28 protein-coding genes are annotated in these 23,670 nt (G+C 46.1%); 15 read left to right on the top strand and 13 right to left on the bottom strand.

Annotated features, from left to right (window positions below):
- Window positions 1-1,782, top strand: a complete 1,782-nt coding sequence (locus TPET_RS05085) for an LTA synthase family protein (protein WP_011943554.1) — start codon at window positions 1-3, stop codon at window positions 1,780-1,782.
- Here TPET_RS05085 and TPET_RS05080 read toward each other — a convergent pair.
- Window positions 1,764-2,147, bottom strand: a complete 384-nt coding sequence (locus TPET_RS05080) for a hypothetical protein (protein ID WP_011943553.1) — start codon at window positions 2,145-2,147, stop codon at window positions 1,764-1,766. The two genes, TPET_RS05085 and TPET_RS05080, sit on opposite strands and share 19 nt — an antisense overlap.
- An 11-nt stretch (window positions 2,148-2,158) precedes the next feature.
- Window positions 2,159-3,472 carry an MATE family efflux transporter gene (locus TPET_RS05075; protein WP_011943552.1) on the bottom strand — a complete coding sequence of 438 codons (1,314 nt, stop codon included), beginning with the start codon at window positions 3,470-3,472 and terminating at the stop codon, window positions 2,159-2,161.
- A gap of 127 nt (window positions 3,473-3,599) precedes the next feature.
- On the opposite strand from TPET_RS05075, the gene TPET_RS05070 reads away from it, so the two are divergent.
- The gene (locus tag TPET_RS05070) at window positions 3,600-4,202 is read left to right on the top strand and encodes an HAD family hydrolase (RefSeq protein ID WP_011943551.1); all 603 of its coding nucleotides are present in this window, start codon (window positions 3,600-3,602) and stop codon (window positions 4,200-4,202) included.
- Here TPET_RS05070 and TPET_RS05065 read toward each other — a convergent pair.
- The 5 genes from TPET_RS05065 to TPET_RS05045 are packed head-to-tail and all read right to left on the bottom strand — an operon-like array spanning window position 4,189 to window position 10,019.
- A complete protein-coding gene (locus TPET_RS05065) occupies window positions 4,189-5,832 on the bottom strand; it encodes an HD-GYP domain-containing protein (protein ID WP_011943550.1) in 1,644 nt (547 codons plus the stop codon). The genes TPET_RS05070 and TPET_RS05065 overlap by 14 nt on opposite strands.
- Window positions 5,833-5,869: 37 nt before the next feature.
- Window positions 5,870-7,063: a pyridoxal phosphate-dependent aminotransferase gene (locus tag TPET_RS05060; RefSeq protein WP_012896332.1), complete on the bottom strand. Its 1,194-nt coding sequence runs from the start codon at window positions 7,061-7,063 to the stop codon at window positions 5,870-5,872.
- Window positions 7,063-8,238 (bottom strand): class I SAM-dependent rRNA methyltransferase, encoded by a 1,176-nt coding sequence (locus TPET_RS05055; RefSeq protein WP_011943548.1) that lies wholly within the window; start codon window positions 8,236-8,238, stop codon window positions 7,063-7,065. The genes TPET_RS05060 and TPET_RS05055 overlap by 1 nt, the downstream gene beginning before the upstream one ends.
- Window positions 8,239-8,961 (bottom strand): prepilin peptidase, encoded by a 723-nt coding sequence (locus TPET_RS05050; protein ID WP_011943547.1) that lies wholly within the window; start codon window positions 8,959-8,961, stop codon window positions 8,239-8,241.
- A complete protein-coding gene (locus TPET_RS05045; RefSeq protein ID WP_011943546.1) occupies window positions 8,946-10,019 on the bottom strand; it encodes a tetratricopeptide repeat protein in 1,074 nt (357 codons plus the stop codon). Before TPET_RS05045 ends, TPET_RS05050 begins: the two co-directional genes overlap by 16 nt.
- A gap of 107 nt (window positions 10,020-10,126) precedes the next feature.
- On the opposite strand from TPET_RS05045, the gene thiI reads away from it, so the two are divergent.
- Genes thiI through TPET_RS05000 form a run of 9 tightly spaced genes read left to right on the top strand, consistent with a single transcriptional unit; the run spans window position 10,127 to window position 17,535 of the window.
- Window positions 10,127-11,284, top strand: a complete 1,158-nt coding sequence (thiI, locus tag TPET_RS05040; protein ID WP_038033075.1) for a tRNA uracil 4-sulfurtransferase ThiI — start codon at window positions 10,127-10,129, stop codon at window positions 11,282-11,284.
- A complete protein-coding gene (locus TPET_RS05035) occupies window positions 11,281-12,024 on the top strand; it encodes a lysophospholipid acyltransferase family protein (protein ID WP_011943544.1) in 744 nt (247 codons plus the stop codon). Before thiI ends, TPET_RS05035 begins: the two co-directional genes overlap by 4 nt.
- Window positions 12,021-13,175 carry a cysteine desulfurase family protein gene (locus TPET_RS05030; protein ID WP_011943543.1) on the top strand — a complete coding sequence of 385 codons (1,155 nt, stop codon included), beginning with the start codon at window positions 12,021-12,023 and terminating at the stop codon, window positions 13,173-13,175. The genes TPET_RS05035 and TPET_RS05030 overlap by 4 nt, the downstream gene beginning before the upstream one ends.
- A 33-nt stretch (window positions 13,176-13,208) precedes the next feature.
- Entirely contained in the window at window positions 13,209-14,087 is an 879-nt protein-coding gene (locus tag TPET_RS05025; RefSeq protein ID WP_011943542.1) for a YicC/YloC family endoribonuclease, read from the top strand.
- Between the two features lie 12 nt (window positions 14,088-14,099).
- Window positions 14,100-14,378 (top strand): DUF370 domain-containing protein, encoded by a 279-nt coding sequence (locus TPET_RS05020; RefSeq protein WP_004082206.1) that lies wholly within the window; start codon window positions 14,100-14,102, stop codon window positions 14,376-14,378.
- 11 nt (window positions 14,379-14,389) lie between these two features.
- Entirely contained in the window at window positions 14,390-15,013 is a 624-nt protein-coding gene (gmk, locus tag TPET_RS05015; protein WP_008194637.1) for a guanylate kinase, read from the top strand.
- Window positions 14,998-15,237, top strand: a complete 240-nt coding sequence (locus TPET_RS05010; RefSeq protein WP_011943541.1) for a DNA-directed RNA polymerase subunit omega — start codon at window positions 14,998-15,000, stop codon at window positions 15,235-15,237. The genes gmk and TPET_RS05010 overlap by 16 nt, the downstream gene beginning before the upstream one ends.
- 2 nt (window positions 15,238-15,239) lie before the next feature.
- A complete protein-coding gene (coaBC, locus tag TPET_RS05005) occupies window positions 15,240-16,424 on the top strand; it encodes a bifunctional phosphopantothenoylcysteine decarboxylase/phosphopantothenate--cysteine ligase CoaBC (RefSeq protein WP_011943540.1) in 1,185 nt (394 codons plus the stop codon).
- Entirely contained in the window at window positions 16,387-17,535 is a 1,149-nt protein-coding gene (locus tag TPET_RS05000; protein ID WP_004082202.1) for a L,D-transpeptidase family protein, read from the top strand. The genes coaBC and TPET_RS05000 overlap by 38 nt, the downstream gene beginning before the upstream one ends.
- Window positions 17,536-17,567: 32 nt before the next feature.
- Here the strand turns inward: TPET_RS05000 and TPET_RS04995 are convergent, their stop codons facing one another.
- The 3 genes from TPET_RS04995 to TPET_RS04985 all read right to left on the bottom strand — a co-directional run bounded on the left by TPET_RS04995 (window position 17,568) and on the right by TPET_RS04985 (window position 18,513).
- A complete protein-coding gene (locus TPET_RS04995) occupies window positions 17,568-17,942 on the bottom strand; it encodes a S1 RNA-binding domain-containing protein (RefSeq protein ID WP_004082201.1) in 375 nt (124 codons plus the stop codon).
- Window positions 17,943-17,975: 33 nt separating this feature from the next.
- Window positions 17,976-18,191, bottom strand: a complete 216-nt coding sequence (gene rpmE / locus TPET_RS04990) for a 50S ribosomal protein L31 (RefSeq protein WP_004082200.1) — start codon at window positions 18,189-18,191, stop codon at window positions 17,976-17,978.
- Between the two features lie 121 nt (window positions 18,192-18,312).
- Window positions 18,313-18,513 (bottom strand): cold shock domain-containing protein, encoded by a 201-nt coding sequence (locus TPET_RS04985; RefSeq protein ID WP_011943539.1) that lies wholly within the window; start codon window positions 18,511-18,513, stop codon window positions 18,313-18,315.
- Between the two features lie 146 nt (window positions 18,514-18,659).
- Here TPET_RS04985 and TPET_RS04980 point away from each other — a divergent pair, with 146 nt between their 5' ends.
- The 4 genes from TPET_RS04980 to TPET_RS04970 all read left to right on the top strand — a co-directional run bounded on the left by TPET_RS04980 (window position 18,660) and on the right by TPET_RS04970 (window position 21,644).
- Window positions 18,660-20,336 (top strand): HD domain-containing phosphohydrolase, encoded by a 1,677-nt coding sequence (locus TPET_RS04980; RefSeq protein WP_011943538.1) that lies wholly within the window; start codon window positions 18,660-18,662, stop codon window positions 20,334-20,336.
- 73 nt (window positions 20,337-20,409) lie between these two features.
- On the top strand, window positions 20,410-20,625 hold the full coding sequence (locus TPET_RS04975; protein WP_011943537.1) for a DUF5320 domain-containing protein: 216 nt from the start codon (window positions 20,410-20,412) through the stop codon (window positions 20,623-20,625).
- A gap of 5 nt (window positions 20,626-20,630) precedes the next feature.
- Window positions 20,631-20,828, top strand: coding sequence for a DUF5320 domain-containing protein (locus TPET_RS09305; RefSeq protein WP_011943536.1), 198 nt, complete (start codon window positions 20,631-20,633; stop codon window positions 20,826-20,828).
- Between the two features lie 48 nt (window positions 20,829-20,876).
- The gene (locus TPET_RS04970; protein ID WP_011943535.1) at window positions 20,877-21,644 is read left to right on the top strand and encodes an MBL fold metallo-hydrolase; all 768 of its coding nucleotides are present in this window, start codon (window positions 20,877-20,879) and stop codon (window positions 21,642-21,644) included.
- Here the strand turns inward: TPET_RS04970 and TPET_RS04965 are convergent.
- The 3 genes from TPET_RS04965 to tnpA are packed head-to-tail and all read right to left on the bottom strand — an operon-like array spanning window position 21,601 to window position 23,650.
- Entirely contained in the window at window positions 21,601-22,083 is a 483-nt protein-coding gene (locus tag TPET_RS04965; RefSeq protein ID WP_011943534.1) for an HD-GYP domain-containing protein, read from the bottom strand. The two genes, TPET_RS04970 and TPET_RS04965, sit on opposite strands and share 44 nt — an antisense overlap.
- A complete protein-coding gene (locus TPET_RS04960) occupies window positions 22,068-23,276 on the bottom strand; it encodes an RNA-guided endonuclease InsQ/TnpB family protein (protein ID WP_011943533.1) in 1,209 nt (402 codons plus the stop codon). The genes TPET_RS04965 and TPET_RS04960 overlap by 16 nt, the downstream gene beginning before the upstream one ends.
- On the bottom strand, window positions 23,261-23,650 hold the full coding sequence (tnpA, locus tag TPET_RS04955) for an IS200/IS605 family transposase (RefSeq protein ID WP_008194358.1): 390 nt from the start codon (window positions 23,648-23,650) through the stop codon (window positions 23,261-23,263). The genes TPET_RS04960 and tnpA overlap by 16 nt, the downstream gene beginning before the upstream one ends.
- Window positions 23,651-23,670 lie beyond the last annotated feature (20 nt).

Below are 23,670 nucleotides of genomic sequence, written 5' to 3'. Positions count from 1 at the left end.
ATGAGCGACTATCTTCTGATAGTTTTTCTGGCAGCAAAGATCGTTCTTTTCTACGTACCTACTTTGAGTTCTTTCAGCGTTTCCGTTGTTTTCAGTACCGCAGGATGGTTGATGTTGCTGCTTCTGGTTTTTAAGGGAGGGCACAAGCTTCTTTACACGGTGCTCTCCCTTCTGTTGTTCGTTGATTTTCTTTACTTTCAGAACTTTGGAAACCTTCCATCCATTAAGGAAGTAGTTCTGCTTCCTCAGGTGGGAGATCTCGGCGGTGAAATCAAGTACTTCATCGATTTGTACTCTCTTCTCTTTGTGGCAGATCTTCCTTTTGTGTGGTTCTTCTTCAAAGAAAATACGAAGCGAACGTTTTCTCTGTCATCGCTTTTTGTCCTGGTTCTGTCTTTCACCTTTCTCGGTGCCGTCCACACCTCTCAGAATCTGCAGTCGAAGTTTGTCTTCAACAGATACGGTGTTTTTGATTATCACGTTCAGGACATCATCAATCTCTTTGTGAACAAGAAAGAAGAAAACAACGATTTGGCGGTTTCTTCCGTTAGAAGTGAAACAGCTGAACCCTCTCAAAAAATCCTCTTTGGAATAGGAAAAGGAAAAAACGTGATAGTCGTTCAGATGGAATCGCTGCAGAATTTCGTGATCGGTCTTGAAGTGAACGGGCAAGAGATCACGCCGAACATAAATTCATTTTTGAGAGACTCCGGAACCGTCTATTTCTCGAACTGCTACCAGCAGGTGGGGAGCGGGAACACAGCCGACGCCGAGTTTGTTGTGAACACCTCTCTTCACACACTGGGAGACAGTGTGGTCTATGAAGAGTACCCCGTGATAAACCTTCCTGCTTTGCCCAGAATTATGAAACAAAACGGCTATCACACAATAGCGTTTCATGGAAACGTTGGCTGGTTTTGGAACAGAGAAGAGGTTTACAAACATATCGGTTTCGATGAATTCGTGAGTCTTGAAGATTTCCAACAGGATGAGGTTTTCGGGATGGGACTGGCAGATGTTTCTTTCTTCAAGCAGGCTGTTCAGAAACTGCGAAACTATCCACAACCCTTCTACGCTTTTTTGATAACTATATCCAGTCACACTCCCTTTGTTATTCCTGAAGAGCACAGAAAACTCGAACTTCCTGAAGACATATCAGATACCATCGTTGGACACTATCTGCAGGCTATACATTACGCCGATGAAGCGTTCGGTGTTTTTCTTGATGAATTGAAACGAGCTGGCCTCTACGAAAACTCTGTGATCGTTCTCTACGGTGACCACGCGGGCCTGTATCCATTCAACAGGGAAGTCAAAACGAAGATACCCGAGATCCTGGATAGAGAATTTTCTTTCGAAATCGCCCTCAATATTCCCTTTGCTATCCACATCCCTGGAGAGAACATTCGTAGGGTGGTCAACATCCCTGGAGGACAGATAGACTTTCTTCCCACGATCCTGAACGTGATGGGAATAAATTACAGAGAAGGTTTCTTCATGGGGCAGGATCTTCTGAACGCGAAACATGGTTTTGCTGCTTTGAGATATCACGTTCCGGACGGATCTTTCATAGACGACAACCGAGTGTTCATTGTCTCATGGGACGGTAGACTGGATAAGAGTTTGGCTGTCGACAGAAAAAATGGTACTCCTCAAAGGTACGTGGAGTTTTTAGATGGCTATGTAAAGGCCATACAGCAAATAGAGGCTTCCAGATACTTCATCCTCAGAAACTGTCAGCCTCTGCAGAAGGTCGCCAAGGATCAGACCTCCTCGAGGTGAAGTATCACTCTGTCGTCTTCGAATTCCAATCTCGATACGATCAGATCCTCGAGAAATCTTGCTATCTTTTTGGGGTAGATGTGAATCTCGTTCCCGTGAACTTCCAGTCCTTCTCGCTCTATTCTGCTTTTCAGCATTTCCATTAGGAAAGAGGGCACACCTACTTTCAGGATGATGGGATCATCGGGTGTTTTCTGCGTCGATACTACTTTGACTTTCACCGACAGGGAAAAAGGGAAGGAACCGTGCTTCAGTTTCACTTTAAGGTTTTCATCCTCCTTCGAAAGTGAGAATTGAGAAAATCCTTCGGTGCTTTTCAGAACGATCTTCTCGATCGTAGAATAATTGGCCTCCAACTTGAGCATTCAAACCCCTCCTATACGATGTTTTTCTGAAAATTTCTTTTGAGGTGTTTCACTGTGAACCTTCCCCAGTTGAAAGTGATGAAAGCCGATGTGGCGTTTCCAAGGACTATGCCCCACCAGACTCCCACAAGTCCTATTCTCAGAACGAAGACGAACAGCCACGAAAAGACAACCTGCATAATCACAGTTCTCATGATGGTGACAATCAGACTTTTGAGTCCCTGACCCACTCCCTGAAACATGGAGGAGGTGAACATTCCAAATGGAACACCTGGAAGAAAAAGACTCAGGATTCTGAGGGCTTTCACCAGATCGCTGTATAATTTTTCACCTTCCTGAGAATAAGTGAACAGCCTAGCGATGTATGGGGCAAAAATCAAGATTGTGAACATCACTGCCAGCCCTACGAAAAATCCGAGTTTCACGGCGTAGAGATGTGCCGTTTCGAGTTTTTCTCCGTTTCTCTCACCAAAAGCGGCACCTGTAACGGATGTCACGGCCATGGCCATTCCGATGAGCGGGACAGTCCCAAAATTTATAACACGCCACGCACTCGTGAAAACCGCAACTCCGTAGTCTCCTCCTGCCCTCACCGCAAAGACGTTGAGCACGTAGATCGCCACCGACATCGAGGCCTGCGCCAGGGAAGCCGGAATACCGATCTTCAATATTCTCTTCAGAATTTCTCCATCCCATTTCAAACGGAAGGATACGTACGTGTCCTTCTTGAAAAACATCCAGTACGCAATCAGAAGGGAAGAAACAGCGATTGATACTACGGTGGCGTACGCTGCTCCTCTGACCCCCATACCGAAGACGTAGATGAACACGGGATCCAGACCTATGTTCAGAAGGGAACCTATAGTTATGGCCACCATCGCTCTTTTCGCGTCTCCCTCACCTCTGAAAACACCGTTTGCTACGTTGTTGAACATGATAAGGGGAATGAAATACACGAGGATCACCGAATACTCGAGGGCCAGTCTGAGAGTTTCCCCCTGAGCTCCCGCGAAACTGAGGATGTCAGAAATAAAGGGAAGGATAACAGCAATGCTCAAAAAACCAATGACGATTGAAAGCAGGATGGAAACAGAAGCCGCGGTATCTGCTCCTTCCTTGTCTCTTTCTCCGATCTTTTGGGACACCACCGAACTCGCTCCAACCCCTATACCTGCGGCGAGGGAGATGATCACCATGAAAACAGGGAAGAACAATCCTATCGCTGCCAGCGCATAAGGCCCCAGTCCCGCAACCCAAATACCATCGGCCAGGTTGTAAATCGTCTGAACTAACATGGCAAGCATCATGGGGATTGAGAGTTTCACTATGGCTTTTCTGGGATCTCCTCTCAGAAGTTTTATTCCGATGGTTTCTCTTTCCAGAACCGGTCACCTCCCGTTAAAGATTCTATCATCGAACCAGTGTTAGGATAGTTAAAAAGGAGGGATGAGTGTGAGAATTTTCCTTTTCGATTACGACGGCACACTGGCCGAAGACAACGGGTTCGCAGAGAAATATTTTAAGAAACTCACTTCTTTTTTCAGAGATAGAGGTGTTTCGATCTCTCCAGAGCTGGTTCTTGGCTGTGTGGAGGAAATAACCAGGAATCCCGATGGATCAACCAATCTGGAGAGATACATGAAATGCCTTGGAAAGAGAACGTCACAGTGTGCAGAGAAATGGAAAGAACTCTTCATGGAGTTTTATGAAAGCGAACTTTTCGATTCGCTCAAAGATACGGTTAAACCTGTGAGGAAGATAGTGGATCTTCTGAAAGAGAAGGAAAAAGAAGGGAAGGTTGTTCTGGCAACGAACCCTGTCTTTCCAAGAATCGCTATTTTGAAGCGACTGAACTGGATTGGATTGTCAGAAGACGATTTTCACTTGATAACGGACATGGAGAGCTTCCATTTTTGCAAGCCAGATCCGAGGTACTACCTCGAGATATGTGAAAAGATGAGAGTTTCTCCGGAAGACTGTGTTATGTACGGGGACGACGAATTGAACGATGGAGTGTGTGAAAAGTTGGGGATGAAGTTCATCAGAGTCCGCTGAAGTAGTCTAAGGCGATCTTCAGAATTTCAGGATCCCACTGGGATCCCTCGTTTCTGCGAAGAATTTCGAGGGCTGTTTTTCTATCCATGGCTTTTCTGTACGGTCTGTCGCTGGTCATCGCATCGAATGCGTCAGCTATGGCGATGATCCTCGATTCCAACGGTATTTCTTCCCCGCGAAGTCCATCCGGGTATCCCTGACCGCTGTACCATTCGTGATGGTGTCTCACTATCTTCGCTATATCGGAGAAGTCTTCGATTTTGCTGATCAGTTTTTCACCGAGTTCTGGATGCTTCTTCACTTCTTCGTATTCTTCTTTTGTGAGCTTAGAGGTTTTGTTGAGAATGGCACCTTTGACACCTATCTTTCCTATATCGTGGAGAACAGCGGCTATCCTGATTCTCTCCACCACCTGATCTGGAAGACCCATTCTTCTGGCTATTTCCTGTGAATAATCAGCGACTCTCAGGCTGTGTCCGCTGGTGTAGGGATCTTTTAACTCCACCGCGTACGAGAACGCTTCTATTGTTTGGAAAAAGGTTTTTCGGAGTTTCCTGTAGAGGCTCAAACGTGAGAAGAAGATCGCCAGGATTCTCGCCATCATTTTGAGGGATGAGAGTTCGTATTCAGTGATTTCCGAATCCTTTTCAATTTCGAGGACGAGGGGAGTGTTTTCGTACTCGAAGAAGATGGCGGCCGCGGATCTTGTTCTTCCATTCGTGACATCGTAAAATTCTGGGAAGTCCCTCACATCGTTCACGAAAAGATCTTTCTTTGTTTCAAAAGCCTTTACCACGATACCTCTTTTGAGATTGACCACCTCGATCTGGCCGTTTTTCAGAAAGAAGGTTTTTATTTTTCCATCTTCGAGAAGAGAAACGGACGACAGCACGATGCCGGGGAACATGTCTTTCAAATAGTGTAGTATCTTCTCTATGAGTTCTGTTCTTCTTGAAACACCTAAAACCTCTTCCAGAGAGCTGATCATCCTTGAGAGCGTGTCTCTGTTCTTCATAACCTCAAGATACGAATCGTGGGCGTTCAGAAGAAAGAGGGAAAAATTCAGAACGGAGTTCAGGAACATTTCTTCATCCCTTTCGAGTTCTCTGCTTACAAAGATCTTGGCGGATGTCTTTCCGGCTTCTTTGTAGAGCAGATTTTCTGTGAATTCACCAACAGCAATGGATCTCTGTGAGTTTTTCAACTCGAGTCCCGACAGCGGTTCTACCAGTTTCTTCACATCGTAAAAAATCCTTTCAAGAGTAGGAACAGGATCGACCTCAAGATCCATTTCTCCCATGGTTTCCATGATTCTGGCCAGCTGGGTGGAGAGGATCTGAAGGCTTTCGTAAGAGGCTTCCAGCTCCTGATTCACGGCTGTGAGTTGCTGGTTTAACGCTGTGAGTTCTTGATTCATTGCAGACATCTCTTCACTCTTCTCGTTCATCTCATTCTTCAAATTTCTGTACCATCTTCGCCTAAACAGGGAAAGAAACACGGCGAAAACGAGGCAGGGGTAGGCAAGGGACAGTAAGTTGCCTTTGAGAATTTCTAAAAAAGAGAAGCTGGAAAGGAGAACAACCAGAGAAATCTCGAGGAGATTGATGAGTTTTTCCATTTTTTCCGTCACTTTCAATAACCTCCTGCGATACTTGATGAACATTTTTTCAACAGGAGATGCGGCTCGAGCAAAACATCTTCAAACCTTCCATCAACACGTCAATGGCCCTGGAAAGGAGATCCTTCTCAAGCACGCACGCGATTCTTATCTCTTTTTTTCCAAGCCCTGGAGTCAAATAGAATCCCCTCAGGGGAGCGACCATGGTTGTTTCACCATCCATGTTGAAATCTGTCAGCATCCACCTTGCGAATTCTTCCGCGTCCTCCACGGGGAGTTCCGCGGTTATGTAGAAGGCACCTGAGGGTTTTGTGAAACGTTTCAAACCGTGTTCTTCGAGTTTCTTCAATACTGTTTCGACTCTCTCTCTGTACGTTTCCCTCACGAAATCAAAAAAGGAATCGTCGAGATTCAGCAAACCAACGGATCCGATTTGTTCTAACAGAGGTGGAGCGAGCCTCCCCTGAGCCAGTTTCATGGCGTGTGATATCAATTCTTCGTTTCTCGTGATCAGACATCCTACCCTCGCCCCACAGGCGCTGAACTTCTTCGATACACTGTCTATCACTACGACTTTGTCACTTTCAATGCTGAGGGCACTTGCGAATTCTCCCCGAAACACGATTTCGCTGTACACCTCGTCGACGATCAGAAAGAGTCCGTGTCTTTCCGCTATTTCCACGAGATATCTCATCTCGTCTTTTCCATAAACCACCCCGGTCGGATTGCAGGGATTTGAAAGTACTATTCCCCTCGTTCTTTCGTTTATGAAACTTTCGAGGTTCTGAGGGATGGCGAATCCTTCTTCCATTCTCCTCGTTACGGGAATCAATTTCACACCGGCGATCTTCGCGAAAGCGTTGTAATTCGCGTAGAACGGTTCCAGAACGAGGATCTCGTCACCAGGATTTGCTATCACAGCGAATGAAAAAAGAATGGCTTCGCTTCCACCGTTCGTCACCAGAACGTTTTCCGGTTTCACATCTACCCTCTGTCTTCTTTTGTAGTAAGATGCGAAAGCCTCTCTCAATTCCCAGATACCCGCAGAGTGAGAGTAGTACACCACTTCCGGCTTGTTTTCGTAGATGCGCTCAAAAAACACCTCGGGAGTTTTCAGATCGGGCTGTCCTATGTTCAGGTGGTGTATCCTTACTCCTCGCTTCTTTGCCATTTCAGCGAAGGGAACCAGTTTTCTGATTGGGCTTTCCTCGGTCAGCAGGACGCGATCGGAGAACACATCCATCACCTCTTGTCAACCTGAAGGATATAAAACTTCAGGTACTGCGTTTCTGGAACGTTCATGAGAACTGGGTGATCAGGAGGTTGCCCTCCCCTTCTCAAAACGGTCAAACTCGTTTTCGTGTCGAAGGACGCATCAAAAAGGATTTCTCTGAACAGCTCTTCAGAAACTATCTGAGTGCAGGAAGAGGTCACGAGAACACCTGGTTTTTTCAATATCCTCATCGCTCTCAGGTTTATCTCCTTGTATCCTCTTTTTGCACTTTCCAGATTGCTCGAACTCTTCGCAAAAGATGGAGGATCAAGAACCACGAGATCGTACTTTTGTCCTTCTCTGTCGAAGCTTTTCAAGATATCGAAAGCGTTTCCCGGAAGTAGATCGTACCTGCTGCTGTCAAAACCGTTCAGTTTCAAGGTCTCTCTGGCAACCTCGAGAGCCCTCTCCGAATAGTCAACGAGGGTAACGTGTTTCGCTCCTCCTTTGAGGAGATGCACCGCGAAGTTTCCAGTGTAAGAAAACGCGTCCAGACAGACTTTCTCTTCGGCCAGATCCATCACCATTTTGGCATTTTCCCTCTGGTCCAAGAAGAAACCCGTTTTCTGTCCTCTGGTGTCAGCAAGGAATTTGAAGCCGTTCATCTCGAACTCTATCAGTTCAGGACCTTCACCATAGATCCATCCCGATCGATTTTCAAGTCCTTCTTTCTCCCTGAAAGTGCCCTCGGATTTCTCGTATATTCCCTTCGGCTTGAATATCTCGATGAGACTATCCAGGATCCAATCTTTCATCTTCTCCATTCCCAGAGTCGTTATTTGAAAGACAAGATAATCCCCAAAAAGGTCAACTATGAGACCTGGCAGAAAGTCCCCCTCGCTGTGCACGACTCTGAAGGCCGTCGTTTCTTTCACGAGTTTTTTCTTCCTCTTCAGAGCGCTCTCTATCCTGTTCTTTATGAAATTTCGATCGATGACTTCGTTGTTCCAGGCAAGGATTCTCACCCTGATCTTCGAGTTGTCGTTTATGTATCCTTTTCCGAAAAAAGAACCGTCGGGTCTGAAAACATCCACAACGCTTCCGTTTTCATACTCCCCTTCAACTTTTAGAATCTCGTTGTAGAAAATCCATAGGTGACCACCTGAGATTCTTCGATTTATACTCTTCAGAAACACTTTTGCCAACTACAACCACCCCATTCCGTACGATATGAGAAAGAGAGTGTATCCTCCAAGGGCGAGGAAAGGTCCGAACGGTATACGCGTTTTTATATCCATTTTACCTTTTCCTTTGATCAGTGCATAGAGTATTCCAGAAATTGAAGCGATCAAGATGGCAAAAATGGAAGGAACTGGTGGGAGGAGGAAGCCTATTCCCATCGCAAGGATCACGTCTCCTGCTCCCAGACCGTCTCTGTACATTACTTTCAAAACCAAAAATATGGTTGTCACAATGAGAAAAGAGATCAAATGTTCCAGAAAGGAGGTTCTCAAGGCCACCACAAAGGAAAAGATCAGAACGGTAAAGTTCAGGTAATCCGGAATCAGGAACGTTTCAAGGTCTATGAGTGATATCGCGATGAGGGCAGAGGCAATCACGCACGAAGATACAAACAGCAGGGTATCTTTTATGAGGGCGCGATTTATCAGAAACAAAACCCCTGTTGAGATCTCCACGATGGGGTATCTGATCGGGATTCTCCATCCACAGTGCCGGCATCTTCCTTTCAGCAGAATGTAGCTGACAACGGGAATGTTGTCGTACCACTCTATTTTCCTTTTACAGTTAGGACAGAATGAATGAGGAGGATCCCACAGCTTGAGATCCTCCTTCGTAGATCTGTATATGACAACGTTCAAAAAACTTCCAATTATGGTGCCTATCACGAACGTCAGGAGATACCACAAGCCCGTTTTTCCTCCTCCGTGAGAAGTTCGTCCAGTACCTCTTTTTTTCCATAATAATACCAGAAATTGTTCTGTCCAATATCATCGAGGATTTCTCTCGCCTTATCGATTTGACCGAGTTTCACATAGGGAACCACGAGGAGCAGCCGTGCCAGGGTGTTCAGCGGAGAGGATTCAACGATCTTTTCAAGCTCTTCGGCAACTTCTTTGTATCTTCCGTGTTTCAGCATCACGCGAGCCCATGGTTCTAATTCTGTGGGATACTTGGGTTTACAGTTCATGATCTTCTCTTCCATTTCCCGTGCCTTTTCTTCGTTGCCGAGTTCTCTGTAAAGCTGCGAAAGCTGGTACAGGGCAGGTATATTATCTGGATCGATTTCTAAAAGGCGCTCCAGCGCTTTCACAGCGAGGTCTTTGCGGTTCATTTCATAGTAGGCTTCCGTGATCATGAAGTATGTGATCTTGTCGTTCGGATTGTATTCCAGTTCTCTTTCCCAGTAATGAATTGCCTTCTCATAATCACCCAGGTTGTAGTAGGCTTCCCCAAGAGAGGCGTACGCTTGAACCAGCCAGGGATCTATCTCCACGGCCTTGTCGAGGAATTTTATTCCCTCTTCTATCTTGCCCTGCTCAACGAGAAGAGAGCCTTTCAGCTCGTAGGCTGGAGCGTAGTTTTCGTCTATGTCGAGCATGAACTTTATGATATCATGCGCTATATCGTAAAGGTTTCGATCAGCGTACTCCAGCGCAAGATCGTACAGACCCTTGAGAGAGACATTTTTGAAATCTTTTGGGGTTATGTTCTCTTCTCTGAGCCATTCTTGAAATTCGGGAAAGATGAGAGGTTCATAAACGGTCTCATCGAGATGAACCACCTTCTCCAGTTTTTCGCAGGTTTGTACTTCTTTCATTATGTTTTCTTTTTTCTTCATATCTTCTTTTAAGAGTTCCCAGTCTCCTTCGTAGAGGAGATCCCTGAGAGCCACAACAAAAGGCGTTGAAGTGGTAACATCCAGCCTTTCTCCAGATAAGACAAGTGTTATTATATGTTCTGCCATCAGCCATCCCTCCTGAAACTTGCGGTTCATATTCATTTTACATTATAAACCAAAAAAGGGCAAATTCTGTGTTTCTTCTGCTAAAATCTTATCCGGAGGTGAAAGAGTTGAGAGTTTACATAGTGAGATATTCCGAGATAGGTCTCAAAGGAAAGAACAGAAAAGATTTTGAAGAAGCTCTTAGAAGAAACATCGAGAGAGTAACCGGAATGAAGGTGAAGAGACAGTGGGGAAGATTTCTCATTCCAATAGATGAAAACGTAACACTCGATGACAAGCTGAAGAAAATCTTTGGAATTCAGAATTTCAGCAAAGGATTTCTGGTGAGTCACGATTTCGAGGAAGTGAAGAAATATTCACTGATCGCGGTGAAAGAAAAGCTGGAAAAAGGAAATTACAGAACTTTCAAGGTGCAGGCCAAAAAGACCTACAAGGAATACAAAAAAAGTATATACGAAATAAACAGTGAGCTCGGTGCCTTGATACTCAAAAACTTCAAGGAACTTTCCGTTGATGTACACAATCCGGATTTTGTTCTCGGGGTGGAAGTGAGACCGGAAGGGGTTCTGATTTTCACAGACAGGGTGGAGTGCTACGGTGGACTTCCCGTGGGAACGGGAGGAAAAGCGGTTCTTCTTCTCTCTGGAGGAATAGACAGTCCTGTGGCAGGCTGGTACGCACTGAAAAGAGGAGTTCTCATAGAGTCCGTCACGTTCGTGTCTCCTCCGTTTACATCGGAGGGGGCCGTGGAAAAAGTGAGAGACATATTGAGAGTTCTCAGGGAGTTCAGTGGAGGTCATCCCTTGAGATTGCACATTGTGAATCTCACAAAGCTGCAGCTTGAGGTCAAAAAGAACGTACCGGACAAATACTCGCTGATCATGTACAGAAGGTCCATGTTCAGAATAGCGGAAAAAATAGCAGAGGAAACCGGTGCGGTTGCTTTTTACACGGGGGAGAACATAGGACAGGTGGCGAGCCAGACGCTGGAAAACCTCTGGTCTATAGAGAGCGTGACTACAAGACCCGTGATAAGGCCTCTTTCCGGTTTCGACAAAACAGAGATCGTCGAAAAGGCGAAAGAGATCGGAACCTACGAGATCTCTATAAAGCCTTACCAGGACAGCTGCGTCTTCTTCGCCCCGAAAAATCCTGCAACGAGATCTCATCCCTCGATCCTCGAGAAGCTGGAACAGCAGGTTCCAGATCTTCCCGTTCTCGAAGAAGAAGCGTTCACCTCCAGAAAAGTCGAGGTGATAGAGTGAGAAAAATCAGAGATCTTCTGCTGACGCTGTACTTCTACTTCATAGCCACCGTATACATTGTTTTTTACGGGGGATTCGTACTTTTCAGATCATTTTTAATGAGAGACCGTGAAAAAGCCAGAAAGTACGTTTTGAAGGAGATAGAAAAATTCGGGAAAAGAGCCTTCACATGGCTTTTTTCTGATGTGGTAGTTGAAGGCAGCGAAAATATTCCGAAGGACAGAAATTTCATAGTGGTTGCGAATCATCAGAGCCTTATGGATATCCCGTTGATCCTCGGCTTCGTTGCCACAGGCGCGTTCATAGCGAAGGAAGAACTGAGAAAAATTCCGGGGGTGAACTGGTACATAAGATATCTGAACGGTGTATTTCTTGACAGGAAAAATCCGAGGAGAGCGGTGAAAGCACTCAGGGAAGCTATTGAAAAGCTCAAAAACGGAGTTACCTTCATCGTCTTTCCGGAGGGAACGAGATCACCGGACGGAAAGGTTCTTCCTTTCAAAAAAGACAGCCTCATGATCGCTGTGAAGACCGGTGTTCCAGTTCTTCCCGTTTCCATCTGGGGAACTTATCATCTGATTCCAAAGGGAAGATGGACGTTCACTCCTGGGAAGGTCTTTCTCAAGATACACGAGCCGGTCGATCCGAAAGGGTTTTCGAGCGAGGAAGAACTCAGAAAATACGTGGAAGAGGTCGTGAAAAGGGGAGTTGAAGAGTTAAAAGCGAGGTGGTCGAAATGAGGGTTTATTTTGACAACAACGCAACGACGAGGGTGGACGATCGGGTTCTCGAAGAGATGATTGTTTTCTACCGCGAAAAGTATGGAAATCCCAATTCTGCTCACGGCATGGGTATAGAGGCGAATTTACACATGGAAAAAGCGAGAGAAAAGGTGGCAAAGGTACTCGGTGTCTCACCTTCAGAAATATTCTTCACCTCCTGTGCAACGGAGTCGATAAACTGGATTCTCAAAACGGTCGCTGAGACGTTCGAAAAAAGAAAAAGAACCATCATCACAACTCTCATAGAGCACAAAGCCGTTCTCGAAACGATGAAATATCTATCGATGAAAGGTTTCAAAGTGAAGTACGTTCCCGTTGATTCCAGAGGTGTTGTGAAACTGGAAGAACTGGAAAAACTTGTAGATGAGGACACGTTCCTTGTCAGCATCATGGCTGCGAACAACGAGGTGGGAACTATCCAGCCCGTTGAAGATGTGACTAGGATAGTGAAGAAAAAGAACAAAGAGGCCCTCGTTCATGTCGATGCCGTTCAGACGATAGGGAAAATTCCATTTTCCCTCGAGAAACTGGAAGTGGACTACGCGAGTTTCAGCGCGCACAAATTTCACGGACCGAAAGGCGTTGGAATAACCTACATCAGGAAGGGAGTTCCTATCAGACCCCTCATACACGGCGGTGGACAGGAAAGAGGGCTCAGATCTGGAACGCAGAATGTTCCGGGAATCGTCGGAGCAGCCCGCGCTATGGAAATTGCCGTTGAAGAGCTGAGCGAAGCAGCAAAACACATGGAAAAGCTCAGAAGCAAACTCGTATCGGGTCTGATGAACCTGGGAGCCCACATCATAACTCCCCTGGAGATATCCCTTCCCAACACCCTCTCCGTCTCTTTTCCGAACATCAGAGGTTCCACTCTTCAGAATCTTCTCTCCGGCTATGGTATTTACGTTTCAACCTCATCGGCCTGCACCAGCAAGGACGAAAGATTGAGCCATGTCCTGGATGCGATGGGGGTAGACAGGAGAATTGCCCAGGGAGCCATCAGAATCAGCCTCTGCAAATACAACACGGAGGAAGAAGTGGATTACTTCCTCAAGAAAATCGAAGAAATTCTCAGTTTTCTGGATTTAACTGGAAATAATCGCCGATAATGGTATAATTTCAACCAGAAGGGGGAATATCTGGTGATAAAAAGCATGACCGGCTTCGGCAGAGTTGAAAAGGTGTCTGGTCCCTATCAGTTCAGAGTCGAGATGAAGTCTTTGAATTCGAAAGGCCTGAACATCATAAACCAGCTGCCCGGGTATCTTTCCATGAAAGAGATAGAGCTGAACAACCTCGTTCAGGAGTACGTGAGCAGAGGAAAAGTCCAAACTCGAGTTCAGGTGAAGTTCCTGGAACCTCCCAAGGTGCTCGAAATAGACAAAAACGTTGTCAGGGCGTATTATTCGATGCTCGATGAGATAGTCGGGGAACTTTCTCTTCCTGAACCTGTGAAACTCTCAGACCTTCTGAACTTCAGAGAGGTCTTTCGAATAGAGCTTTCAGACGAGGAAATAGAAAATATCTGGAACCATCTGGTTCTCATTCTCAGAGAGGCCTTGGAAAAGCTCGTTGAGGAAAGAAAAAAAGAGGGTCAAAAAATAGGTGCGGATCTGAAGAGGATTTTGGAAGACCTTTCGTCTCGAGTTGAAGAAATAGAAAAAATCTCTGATCAGCTTCCTGCACTTTACCGTGAAAAGATAAAGGAAGAAGTGGAGAAGATCCTTCCACAGGATGTCTCCGTGAAAGAAGACATTCTGGAGAATCACGTGGCTTTCATGGCCACCAAAGCCGACATAAGAGAAGAGATCACCCGGCTCAGAAGTCACATAAAAAGAGCTCTTGAGCTAATAGAAAGTGACGAGCCGGTCGGAATGAATCTGGATTTTCTCGGTCAGGAGATGTTGAGGGAGTTGAACACAATCCTTTCCAAGTCTATCTCCGGTGAGATAACCAGCCTTGCTCTCGAGGGGAAGGTACTGGTTTCTCAGTTCAGGGAGCAGATTCAGAACGTTGAGTGAGGGGGAGAAAGTATGTACGGTCTGATCAACATCGGTTTTGGAAACGTGGTAGCGGGTGACCGTGTGATCGCTATCGTGAACCCCGAGTCCTCTCCTTTGAAGAGGATGAAAGACGAGGCGAAGCTTGAAGGAAAGCTCATTGATGCCACGTATGGAAGAAAAACAAGATCGATCATCATCACGGACAGCAACCATATCATTCTGAGTGCCATCCAGCCGGAAACGATCGCTCAGAGATTCATGGAGAACTTCTACGAGATAGAAAGAGTATTGAGAGAAACGAAAAAATAGGAGTGTGACCAATGAAAGGACAGCTTTTCGTCATCTGTGGTCCTTCCGGTGCGGGGAAAACCAGTATAATCAAAGAAGTTCTCAAAAGACTGGACAACGTAGTTTTCTCCGTTTCCTGCACGACAAGGCCGAAGCGCCCTCACGAGGAGGATGGCAAGGATTATTTCTTCATCACGGAAGAAGAGTTTTTGAAGCGCGTCGAAAGAGGGGAGTTCCTCGAGTGGGCCCGTGTCCACGGCCATCTCTATGGGACCCTTCGCTCCTTTGTGGAATCTCATATCAATGAAGGAAAAGATGTTGTACTCGACATAGACGTTCAGGGTGCTCTCTCGGTAAAGAAGAAATACTCAAACGCGGTGTTCATTTACGTGGCTCCTCCATCCTATGCGGATCTGAGGGAGCGCATCCTCAAAAGGGGAACGGAGAGAGAAGCGGACGTGCTTGTAAGACTCGAAAATGCCAAGTGGGAACTCATGTTCATGGATGAGTTCGATTACATCGTGATAAACGAAAATCTCGAAGATGCTGTAGAGATGGTCATGTCGATTGTGAGGTCCGAAAGAGCGAAAGTCACCAGAAATCAAGAGAGGATAGAACGCTTCAAGATGGAGGTGAAAGGATGGAAAAGATGGTGAAGTTCAATCTCAGGTACGATGAACTGTTGAAGAAGATACCATACAAGTACGCTATACCTGTTGTTGTGGCAAAGCGTGCGGAAGCGATCAGAGAATACGCCAAACCGTTTGTGATCACAGATGATGAGAATCCTGTAAGTATCGCCTTCATGGAGCTCAGCCTGAATTACATCAGGATCAAAAACGAGGAGATACTGAAAGCGCTCATTCCGAAGGTGAAGTGAAGGTGAAGATAATACTCGGTGTCAGCAGTGGCATAGCGATATACAAAGCCGTGGACCTGGCAAGTAAGTTGAGAAAAGAAGGACATGAACTTTACGTGGTGATGACGCCGGACGCCACCAGAATGATTTCTCCGGTGGTGTTTTCTGCCGTTGGAAACTGTTCTGTGTACCACGACTGGATGGATGTCAGGAATGGCTGGATCCCGCACACCGATCTTTCCAGAACGGCAGACGTGCTCGTTGTTGCCCCCGCAACCGCGAACACCATTTCAAAGATCGCGAATGGAATAGCGGACAATCTTCTCACACTCGTCGCTCTCGCTTTTGATAAAGACGCGAAGATTCTCGTTCCCACGATGAATTACCGTATGTACAGCAACAAACTGTTTCAAGAGAATCTTGAAAAGCTAAAAAACAACGGCTGGTTCGTTGTGGAACCCGAAGAAGGCCATCTCGCGTGCGGTGAGGTCGGAAAGGGAAGGTATCCGGAAAACGAAAAGATAGTCGAAGCGGTACACCTTTTGACTTTTCCAAAGAAGCTCGCCGGAAAAAAGGTTCTTATCACCGCGGGACCAACAAGAGAGCGTATAGACGCTGTGAGGTTCATCACTAACGCGAGTTCAGGAAAGATGGGATACGCGCTGGCAACTGTCGCAAAGAGGATGGGAGCTCGTGTTTCTCTTGTATCCGGCCCAACGTCTTTGAAACCACCTTACTATGTGGATGAATTTGTGAAAGTAGAAAGTGCTGAAGAGATGTACGAAGAGGTGATGAAGAGATTCGAAGATACAGACATCGTGATAATGAACGCCGCCGTGGGAGATTACAGGCCGAAGAAGGTCTTTGAAGGAAAGCTGAAGAAAACAGAGAACGATCTCGTTCTCCATCTCGAAAGAACAAAAGATATTCTCAAAGAACTCGGACAGAGAAAGTCAAATCAGATTCTTGTGGGATTCGCGGCTGAGGTGGAAAATTTCGAAGAGAACGCTGTGAAAAAGCTGAGAGAGAAGAATCTGGATTTGCTCGTGCTGAACGATGCCCGGAAAGCGTTCTCTTCCGACAGAGTGGAGGTCTACATATACGGAAGAGACGGTTTCATCAAAAGGATTGATGAAGATGACAAGATTCGTGTGGCTTGCATTATTCTTGATGTTGTTTCAAACCTTGCTGGCGGATCACCTTCTTGAACTGAAGAGCGTTTCTGAAGATCACGTGACTCTCTCCGTAAAAAAACTCTACGAAGGAGAAATAACGACCTTTCTTCTCTACTCCCCGGCGGGATTTGTGTTTCCTGAAAAAGTGAAAAACAGCGATTACACCTTCGAGGTGGATTTCGAAGGCCCCTTCTTTCCAATTGTTGAAGGTGTGAATTCTTTCGGGAAGAGGATGTACCGTGTGGCACCTCAGGTTTTGAGGGTACCTCTGGAGAAACCCGAAACAAGAGTGATCTCGGACATAAAAAACGGAGAAGTTCTGGTGTACGTGTTCATTCAGTCTCCAGAAGGTGTGGTACCTGTCTCGTTAAACCTGGAGGGAAAGAGATTCAGATTCTTCAACCTGGAAGGGAAGTGGATCTGCGTCTTCAAGTCCTTTCTCGAAGATGGTGCGCACGAACTGGAAATTACTTTCAACGGTCCATACGGTTACACCTTCAGCTTGAAGAAAGAAATCTACGTTATAAAACGCGTTGCGGTACCTATGAGGGGAGAAGATGGCGCTTTCGACTACACTGTGTTTGCCGAGCACGTTGTGAAGAGAGGAGAAACACTCTGGAGCATAGCCAATCAATACGGTGTGAGAGTTGGAGACATCGTTTTGATAAACCGCCTGGAAGATCCCGACAGGATAGTGGCTGGTCAGGTTTTGAAGATCGGAAGGGTCTATTTCCGGGAGAATCCAGTCACAATAGTTGTGAATCTGTTTTCATCTAAGCTCGCTCTTTACTACGATGGGGTTCTGCTCAAAGTTTATCCCGTGGCCCTTGGAAGGAGTGACGCCACACCTCCGGGACGTTACTGGGTTCTCAGAAAAGAGATAGATCCTGCCCTCTACTGGTTTGGGGAGTACATATCCCCCAGAACCCCTCTCAACGGACTTGGAACGAGGTATCTGCAGTTATCGGATCCCACGTATGCGATACACGGCACCTCGAAACCGTGGGAAATAGGAAAAAGGATCTCGCACGGTTGTATCAGGATGTTCAACAGAGATGTGGAAGAAATCGACGCTTTCGCTGGTGTTGGAACGGAAGTTGTGGTGGTGAAGGAAGATAAAGAATTTCCAGAAAGGATCTATTAAAAAAATGAAAGCGGGGATTACCCCCGCTTTTTTTACCATGCGCTTCTTCTGCCTTTTTTCTCGAGTCTCTTCTTGTATTCGGAAAGCTTCTGACTGCTTTCTTTCAAGAATCTGGATAGCTTTTTCTCGAAATCCATATTTTTCTTTTCTTCAGATTTCTCACCTGTCTTTGGTGTTTCTTCTTCAAGATCTTTCAGGGAAAGTTCCCAGCCGCCGTTTCTGGCTCTTCCTATCACCTTCGCGGATATCTCCTGCCCCTCGTGAAGGTAATCTTCGATTCTCTTCACATAGTTTTTGGAGATCTTGGAAATGTGAATGAATCCTCTTTCCCCCCCTTCGATATCCACGAAGGCTCCGTACTTCACGATCTTAGAAACCTTTCCCTTCACAAGTTCACCAACTTTCACAAAAAACCCTCCTCACAAAAGTGATATTGCCTCTCAATAGTTGTCTCCGTACTTCCTTCTGAACTTCTCCACTCTACCCTCCGTATCCACTATGAGAACGCCACCTTTTCCACCGGAGGTGTAGAACGGATGGCAGTTAGAACACACGTCGATTCTTATATTGTCAACCGTCGTGTAAAAAGTGTGCTCAGCACCACACGCACACTTAACAGTTACGAGCTTCATCTCTGGATGTATTCCCTTTTTCACCGTGTCCTCACCTCTCCATGAATATTATTACGTCTCACATGCCAAATGGTACCATATGTGAGACCAAAAATCAAGTGGAGAAAGAAAATTTAAGCCCCCGGGCGGGGGCTGATTCGTCTCTTTACTGAACCACTTTCACGTGCGCTGCCTGTGGACCTTTCTTGCCTTCCTGAATCTCGAACTCGACGACCTGACCTTCCTTCAGAGTTTTGAAACCTTCCATTTCGATGGCTGACCAGTGTACGAACACGTCTCCTCCTTCGTCCTTTGTAATGAATCCGTAGCCCTTCTTGGCATCGAACCACTTAACCTTTCCTCTCATAACACATGCCTCCTTAACAAAAGATGGTACTGATCAATCATAACACTTCGTAGATGGATATGTCAAGATGTATTGAATTCCAATCCCCAAAATGGGATGTACTTTCTGTCTTGTGTAGTAAAATAAGAACATCGAGGGGTGATGATGTGGCACCGAGAAAATTGAGCGATATCATAAGAAGCTTTGTTTACAAGAAAAATCTGATTTTCATTTTTCTTCTATCGTTCGTGATAGCTGTTTTTGTTTTTATAGTAACCTACTACATTGACCAAAAAGACTGGCTCGAAAAGATCACCCTTGTTTCGAACGAGTGGGAAAGGACAATCGATCACTATTACGATGTCCTCGATTTCTTCGCCGACCACAGAGAGGATTTTGAAAATCCTGGGACGATCCTCGAGGTTTTAAAGCTGATTCGTGAACATTTCGGGTATTATTCAGTTTATCACATCTTTGCCACTCCGGATGGCACTTACTACGTCTATCCTCTTTACACGTTTCCTCCTGATTACGATCCGAGAAAAAGACCCTGGTACAAAGCTGCTGTCGAAAACCCAGACTCTGCTGTGGTTACTCCTCCCTTCACCCACAGGATTCTTGGAGTAGTCACTTTCGCTATTTCGAGAGCAATATTTGATGAACATGGAAATCTACTTGGGGTTCTTGGAATCGATATCGTTCCGGAGAAAGTGATGAAAGATCTTCTGCAACCAGGTATGTACGTTCTCTCGGAGGATGGAACGATCCTTCTTCAAAACGGTGAGATCCATGTGAAACTCGATCCCGAAGACTTTGAAACAAGAGATTACGGTGCGAAGATAAACGCGTCTGGTGTTGCATTTTTCAGAAAAACAGGGTCCACAATCTTTGTGATCCAGGTACCGCTTCTTGCTTTTCTAAGGAATTCTCTCTTTCACTTAGGCTACGTGATCGGACTGGCTTTTGCTATTTCTTTCCCGATCGTTCGAAAAGTGTCTAAGTTGATCGACAGGGAACTCAGAATTCCACTCGAAGTGTTCTCGAAAGCTTCAAAAGAGTACCTGCGTTCCAGAATCTTTGATCTTGGAGATGTATCCTCAAACATCCTGGAGATCAACCAGCTCATCGATGAAGTCTCCGATATGATCACCATCATTGAATCCCAGAGAGAAGAGCTCGAAGCGTCTTACTCTGAACTTCAAAAGATGGCACAGGAGATAGAGGAAAAAAGCCGAGCTGTCGAAGAAGCGTACGAATTTTTCACCTACAAACTGGTGGATATTGTGGAAGGTTTCGACGAGCCGACTGGAAACCACGTCAGAAGAGTTCAGGAACTGTCGAAGTTTTTCGCCGAAGAGATGGGTCTCGATGAGGATCTTGTTCACAAAATATATCTGTACGCTCCGCTCCACGACATTGGAAAGATAAAGGTCCCCAAGGAGATTTTGAACAAAAAGGGAAAGCTCACGGCAGAAGAATGGGAAATCATGAAGAAGCACACAATTTGGGGTGGAGAGCTACTCTCAGGCAGAAAAGAACTGGAAGTTGCAAGAAACATAGCCCTCTACCACCACGAAAACTACGACGGAACGGGCTATCCATTCGGCCTGAAAGACGACGAGATCCCCATAGAAGCGCAGATCGTCAAGATAGTTGATGTTTACGATGCCCTGCGCTCAGAAAGACCTTACAAAAAAGCTTTGTCCCATGAAGAGGCCGTCAGGGTGATTCTCGAGGGAGATGGAAGAACCTCACCGTCAAATTTTCATCCCAAGCTGATCGAGATTTTCAGAGAAAAACACGAAAAGATCAAAGAAATCTGGGAACAAACATACAGTGAATAAGTGATGCTGGAAGTCGAAAACAGCTTGACTTTTCCTCATATATATGTAAAATACATATATAGGAGGTGAGAATATGTGGTGGGGCAGAGGATACGGATGGAGAAAAGGCTGGGGCTGGCGAGGAGGATTCGGTTTTGGAGGAGGGCCATGGTGGGCTTACTACGATTACCCTCCAGTGCCACCTTCTCCTGAAGAGAAAAAAGAAATGCTTCTGGATTACAAAAGATACCTGGAAGAAGAGCTCAGATACGTTGAAGAGAGACTGAAAGAGCTTGAAAACAGGAAGTGAGTGGTATGCCGAGGCTCGACGGAACGGGCCCGATGGGACTTGGGCCGATGACGGGCAGAGGTCTCGGATGGTGCAGGTTCGGTGGTAGCTGGGCAAGACCCTGGAGATGGTGGAGAGGTTTTGGTTATGGATGGAGAAGAGGATGGCCATTTGGAATGGGCCTTGCCCGGAGACATGGAAGAGGATGGAGAGGCTGGTGGTAATATGAAGGGGGTATCAACCCCCTTCAGTTTTTGAGCGGAGGGAAAAAGATGCGAATACACGTTCTGTGTGATGATTCATCTCAAAATGGATTTGAAAGCGAACACGGTTTTTCTGTTCTTGTGGATTCCGTTCTTTTCGATACGGGGAAATCCGATGTGTTTCTCAAAAACGCGCGAAAGCTGGGAATTGATCTTCCAAAGGACGTGCTCATCAGTCATGGTCACTACGATCACGCGGGGGGTCTTTTGTATCTTTCAGGAAAAAGAGTGTGGCTCAGAAAAGAAGCCCTGGATCCGAAGTATTCCGGAGAAAGATACGCAGGAGCCGACTGGAATGAAATATTCAAGAAGAACACAGGGAAGCTCGTGATCGAAAAGATCACCGAGATCGGGAAAAACATGTTCCTTCTGGGACCAGCGAATCTGAGAGGAAAGGTCCCCACAGGAGACTTCTTCGTTGAGAGAAACGGTGAGAGGCGAAAAGATCTCTTCGAGGACGAACAGACTCTGGTTGTGAGAACAAAGGAAGGTCTGGTTGTCATAACTGGGTGTTCTCACCGCGGGATCGACAACATTCTCCTCGACATCGCGGAGACCTTCAACGAGCGCATCAAAATGGTAATGGGAGGCTTCCATCTTCTGAAATCTTCCGATGATGAGATAGAGAAAATCGTGAAGGTTTTCAACGAGCTTGGAGTTGAAACCGTGGTCCCCTGTCACTGCACGGGTGAAAGAGCAGTTGATATCTTCAAAAGAGAATTCCTCGGAAAAATCATGGATTGCTACGCGGGTTTGAAACTTGAGGTTTCAGCCTGAAAAACTCCGAAAGATATTTTTCAAGGATTCCCACGACCTCTTGATCGAGAGGCATTTTCTTCATGAGAGCTACAGCGTCTTCTGGCTTCATAGCTTTTCTGTAGGGCCTGTCGCTGGTAAGGGCGTCGAACACATCCGCTACCGCTAAAATCCTGGCAAGGAGCGGTATCTCTCCATCTTTCAAACCGAAAGGATATCCAGAACCATCCATCCTTTCGTGATGGTATAGAACCACAGGGACAGCGAAGGACAGCTCCGGATATTCCCTCAATATGTCTGCACCAACGATGGAGTGTTTTTTGATTTCCTCGAATTCTTCATCTGTGAGCTTTCCGGGTTTGTTCAAGATGTGTTCTGGTACAGCGATCTTTCCTATTTGACCTCCTCCCAATCCCCTAAAGGGGATGGGACTTTTGGTGGCTCTCAGGCCACCTTCCATGGAGCCAAAGATGCTCCATGGCCACAGAGGTGTGGATGAAACCTCACACCTCTGACGGGGGCCAAGCCCGCTACTACCTGGCCTGTGCCAGGATACCTTTTCCAGATGTTGATTGCTCCAACTCCGTCCCTGTGATACTCAAAACCACAGGCTTCGCAGTGGTATCTTCTTCCGTTCGGATTGTTCTTTGCACCACAGTTAGGACACGTCTTGCTTGTATTCGCTTCTGAGATGAGTTTCACTTCGATTCCGAACTGCTCTGCTTTGTACCTTATCATCTCGATGAGTTTTCTGAACTGCCACTGGTGGATCTTCTGGTTCGCGTTGTCGCTGTAGTCTGCTCTTTCTCTGATCCCTGTGACGTCTCCTATCACGATGGTTCTGATTTGCTTTCTGAGGCACAGTCCGATGAAACTGCTTGTGATCTTGTGCATGATGTCGTTGATCTGGTTTCTGAGCCGTCTCAGGGCTCTTTTCTTTGCACTAACAAGCTTGTTGTACCTTCTTGATCCCTTCTTGCACTCTGCTATGGCAGACTGAAAACTTGCAAGGCGTTTGTTTCGATAGCGAAGAGTGCTGCTGAGGACTCCTCCGTGGTAGCTGATGACTTCTTTTCCATCAAAGCACGTGATGGGACGGAGCACTCCAAGGTCGGCCGCCATAACACCAGAGCCAGCATTCTTCTCTTCAATCTCCACCTCTATCGCAAGGTGGAGATAGTATCCATCTTCAAAGACAAGTCTTGCCTGTTTGATGCGAAGGGGAGGTTTGAGAGGTGTTTGTACAACAAATGGTTCTCGTTCTTTGCCCAAAGACAATCTCAGGGTACCGTCTGGCAGAAGTTTTACAGCGCTTTCTTTCCATATGAACGGCAGATAGCGTTTTTTCTTGTGGGGAGGTTTTGCATCTTGATTCTTTTTGGCTGCTTTGAAGTACCCTTTGAGGGCTTGAAAGTAGAGCTGAACAAATGCCTGCTTTGAATGGACGTGGATTTTGATGTTTTCTGCCCAGCGGAGGATGTATTTGTCTGCGGCAGGCCAGGACAGCCAGAAGCCTTTCTTTTGGTGTATCTTTCGCACAAGAGACATCGTTTTGTTGTAGATTCTTGCTGCTGTGCGGTTGAGTTCTTCGCATATTTGATTCAAATGTCCTGGTACAGCGAGTTTGTAGGTTCGTATCACACGTCTTGACATTCCTCGATGTACCTCCTGATAGTTTCTTCAGAAACATTACCGGCTGTTCCAACGTAGTAACTTCGAGCCCAAAGGCCCTCTTTGGTTCTAAGCTCTGGAAATTTCTCCAGCAGTTTCCTCGCTGAAACACCCTTGAATAGGTTTGCTATCTCAGCCGGTGAAAATCTCGGAGGCGCCGATACAAACAAATGAACATGATCAGGCTGAATAGAGAGGGCCAGTATTTCTATTCCGTGTTGTTTTGCTGTGTTGCGGAGTATTCGTTCAAGTTCTTCAGCTATGGAGCCGACCAGGATTTTTCTGCGGTATTTAGGTATCCACGCAAAATGATAGTTCAGATTATAATGACTCCACCTTGTCTTCTTGATATGCATACCTATCACCCCATTCAATT

Origin of the sequence: Thermotoga petrophila RKU-1, assembly GCF_000016785.1 — a bacterium.
Taxonomy (GTDB): Bacteria; Thermotogota; Thermotogae; order Thermotogales; family Thermotogaceae; genus Thermotoga; species Thermotoga petrophila.
This window is presented reverse-complemented; position numbering and strand designations above follow the sequence as displayed.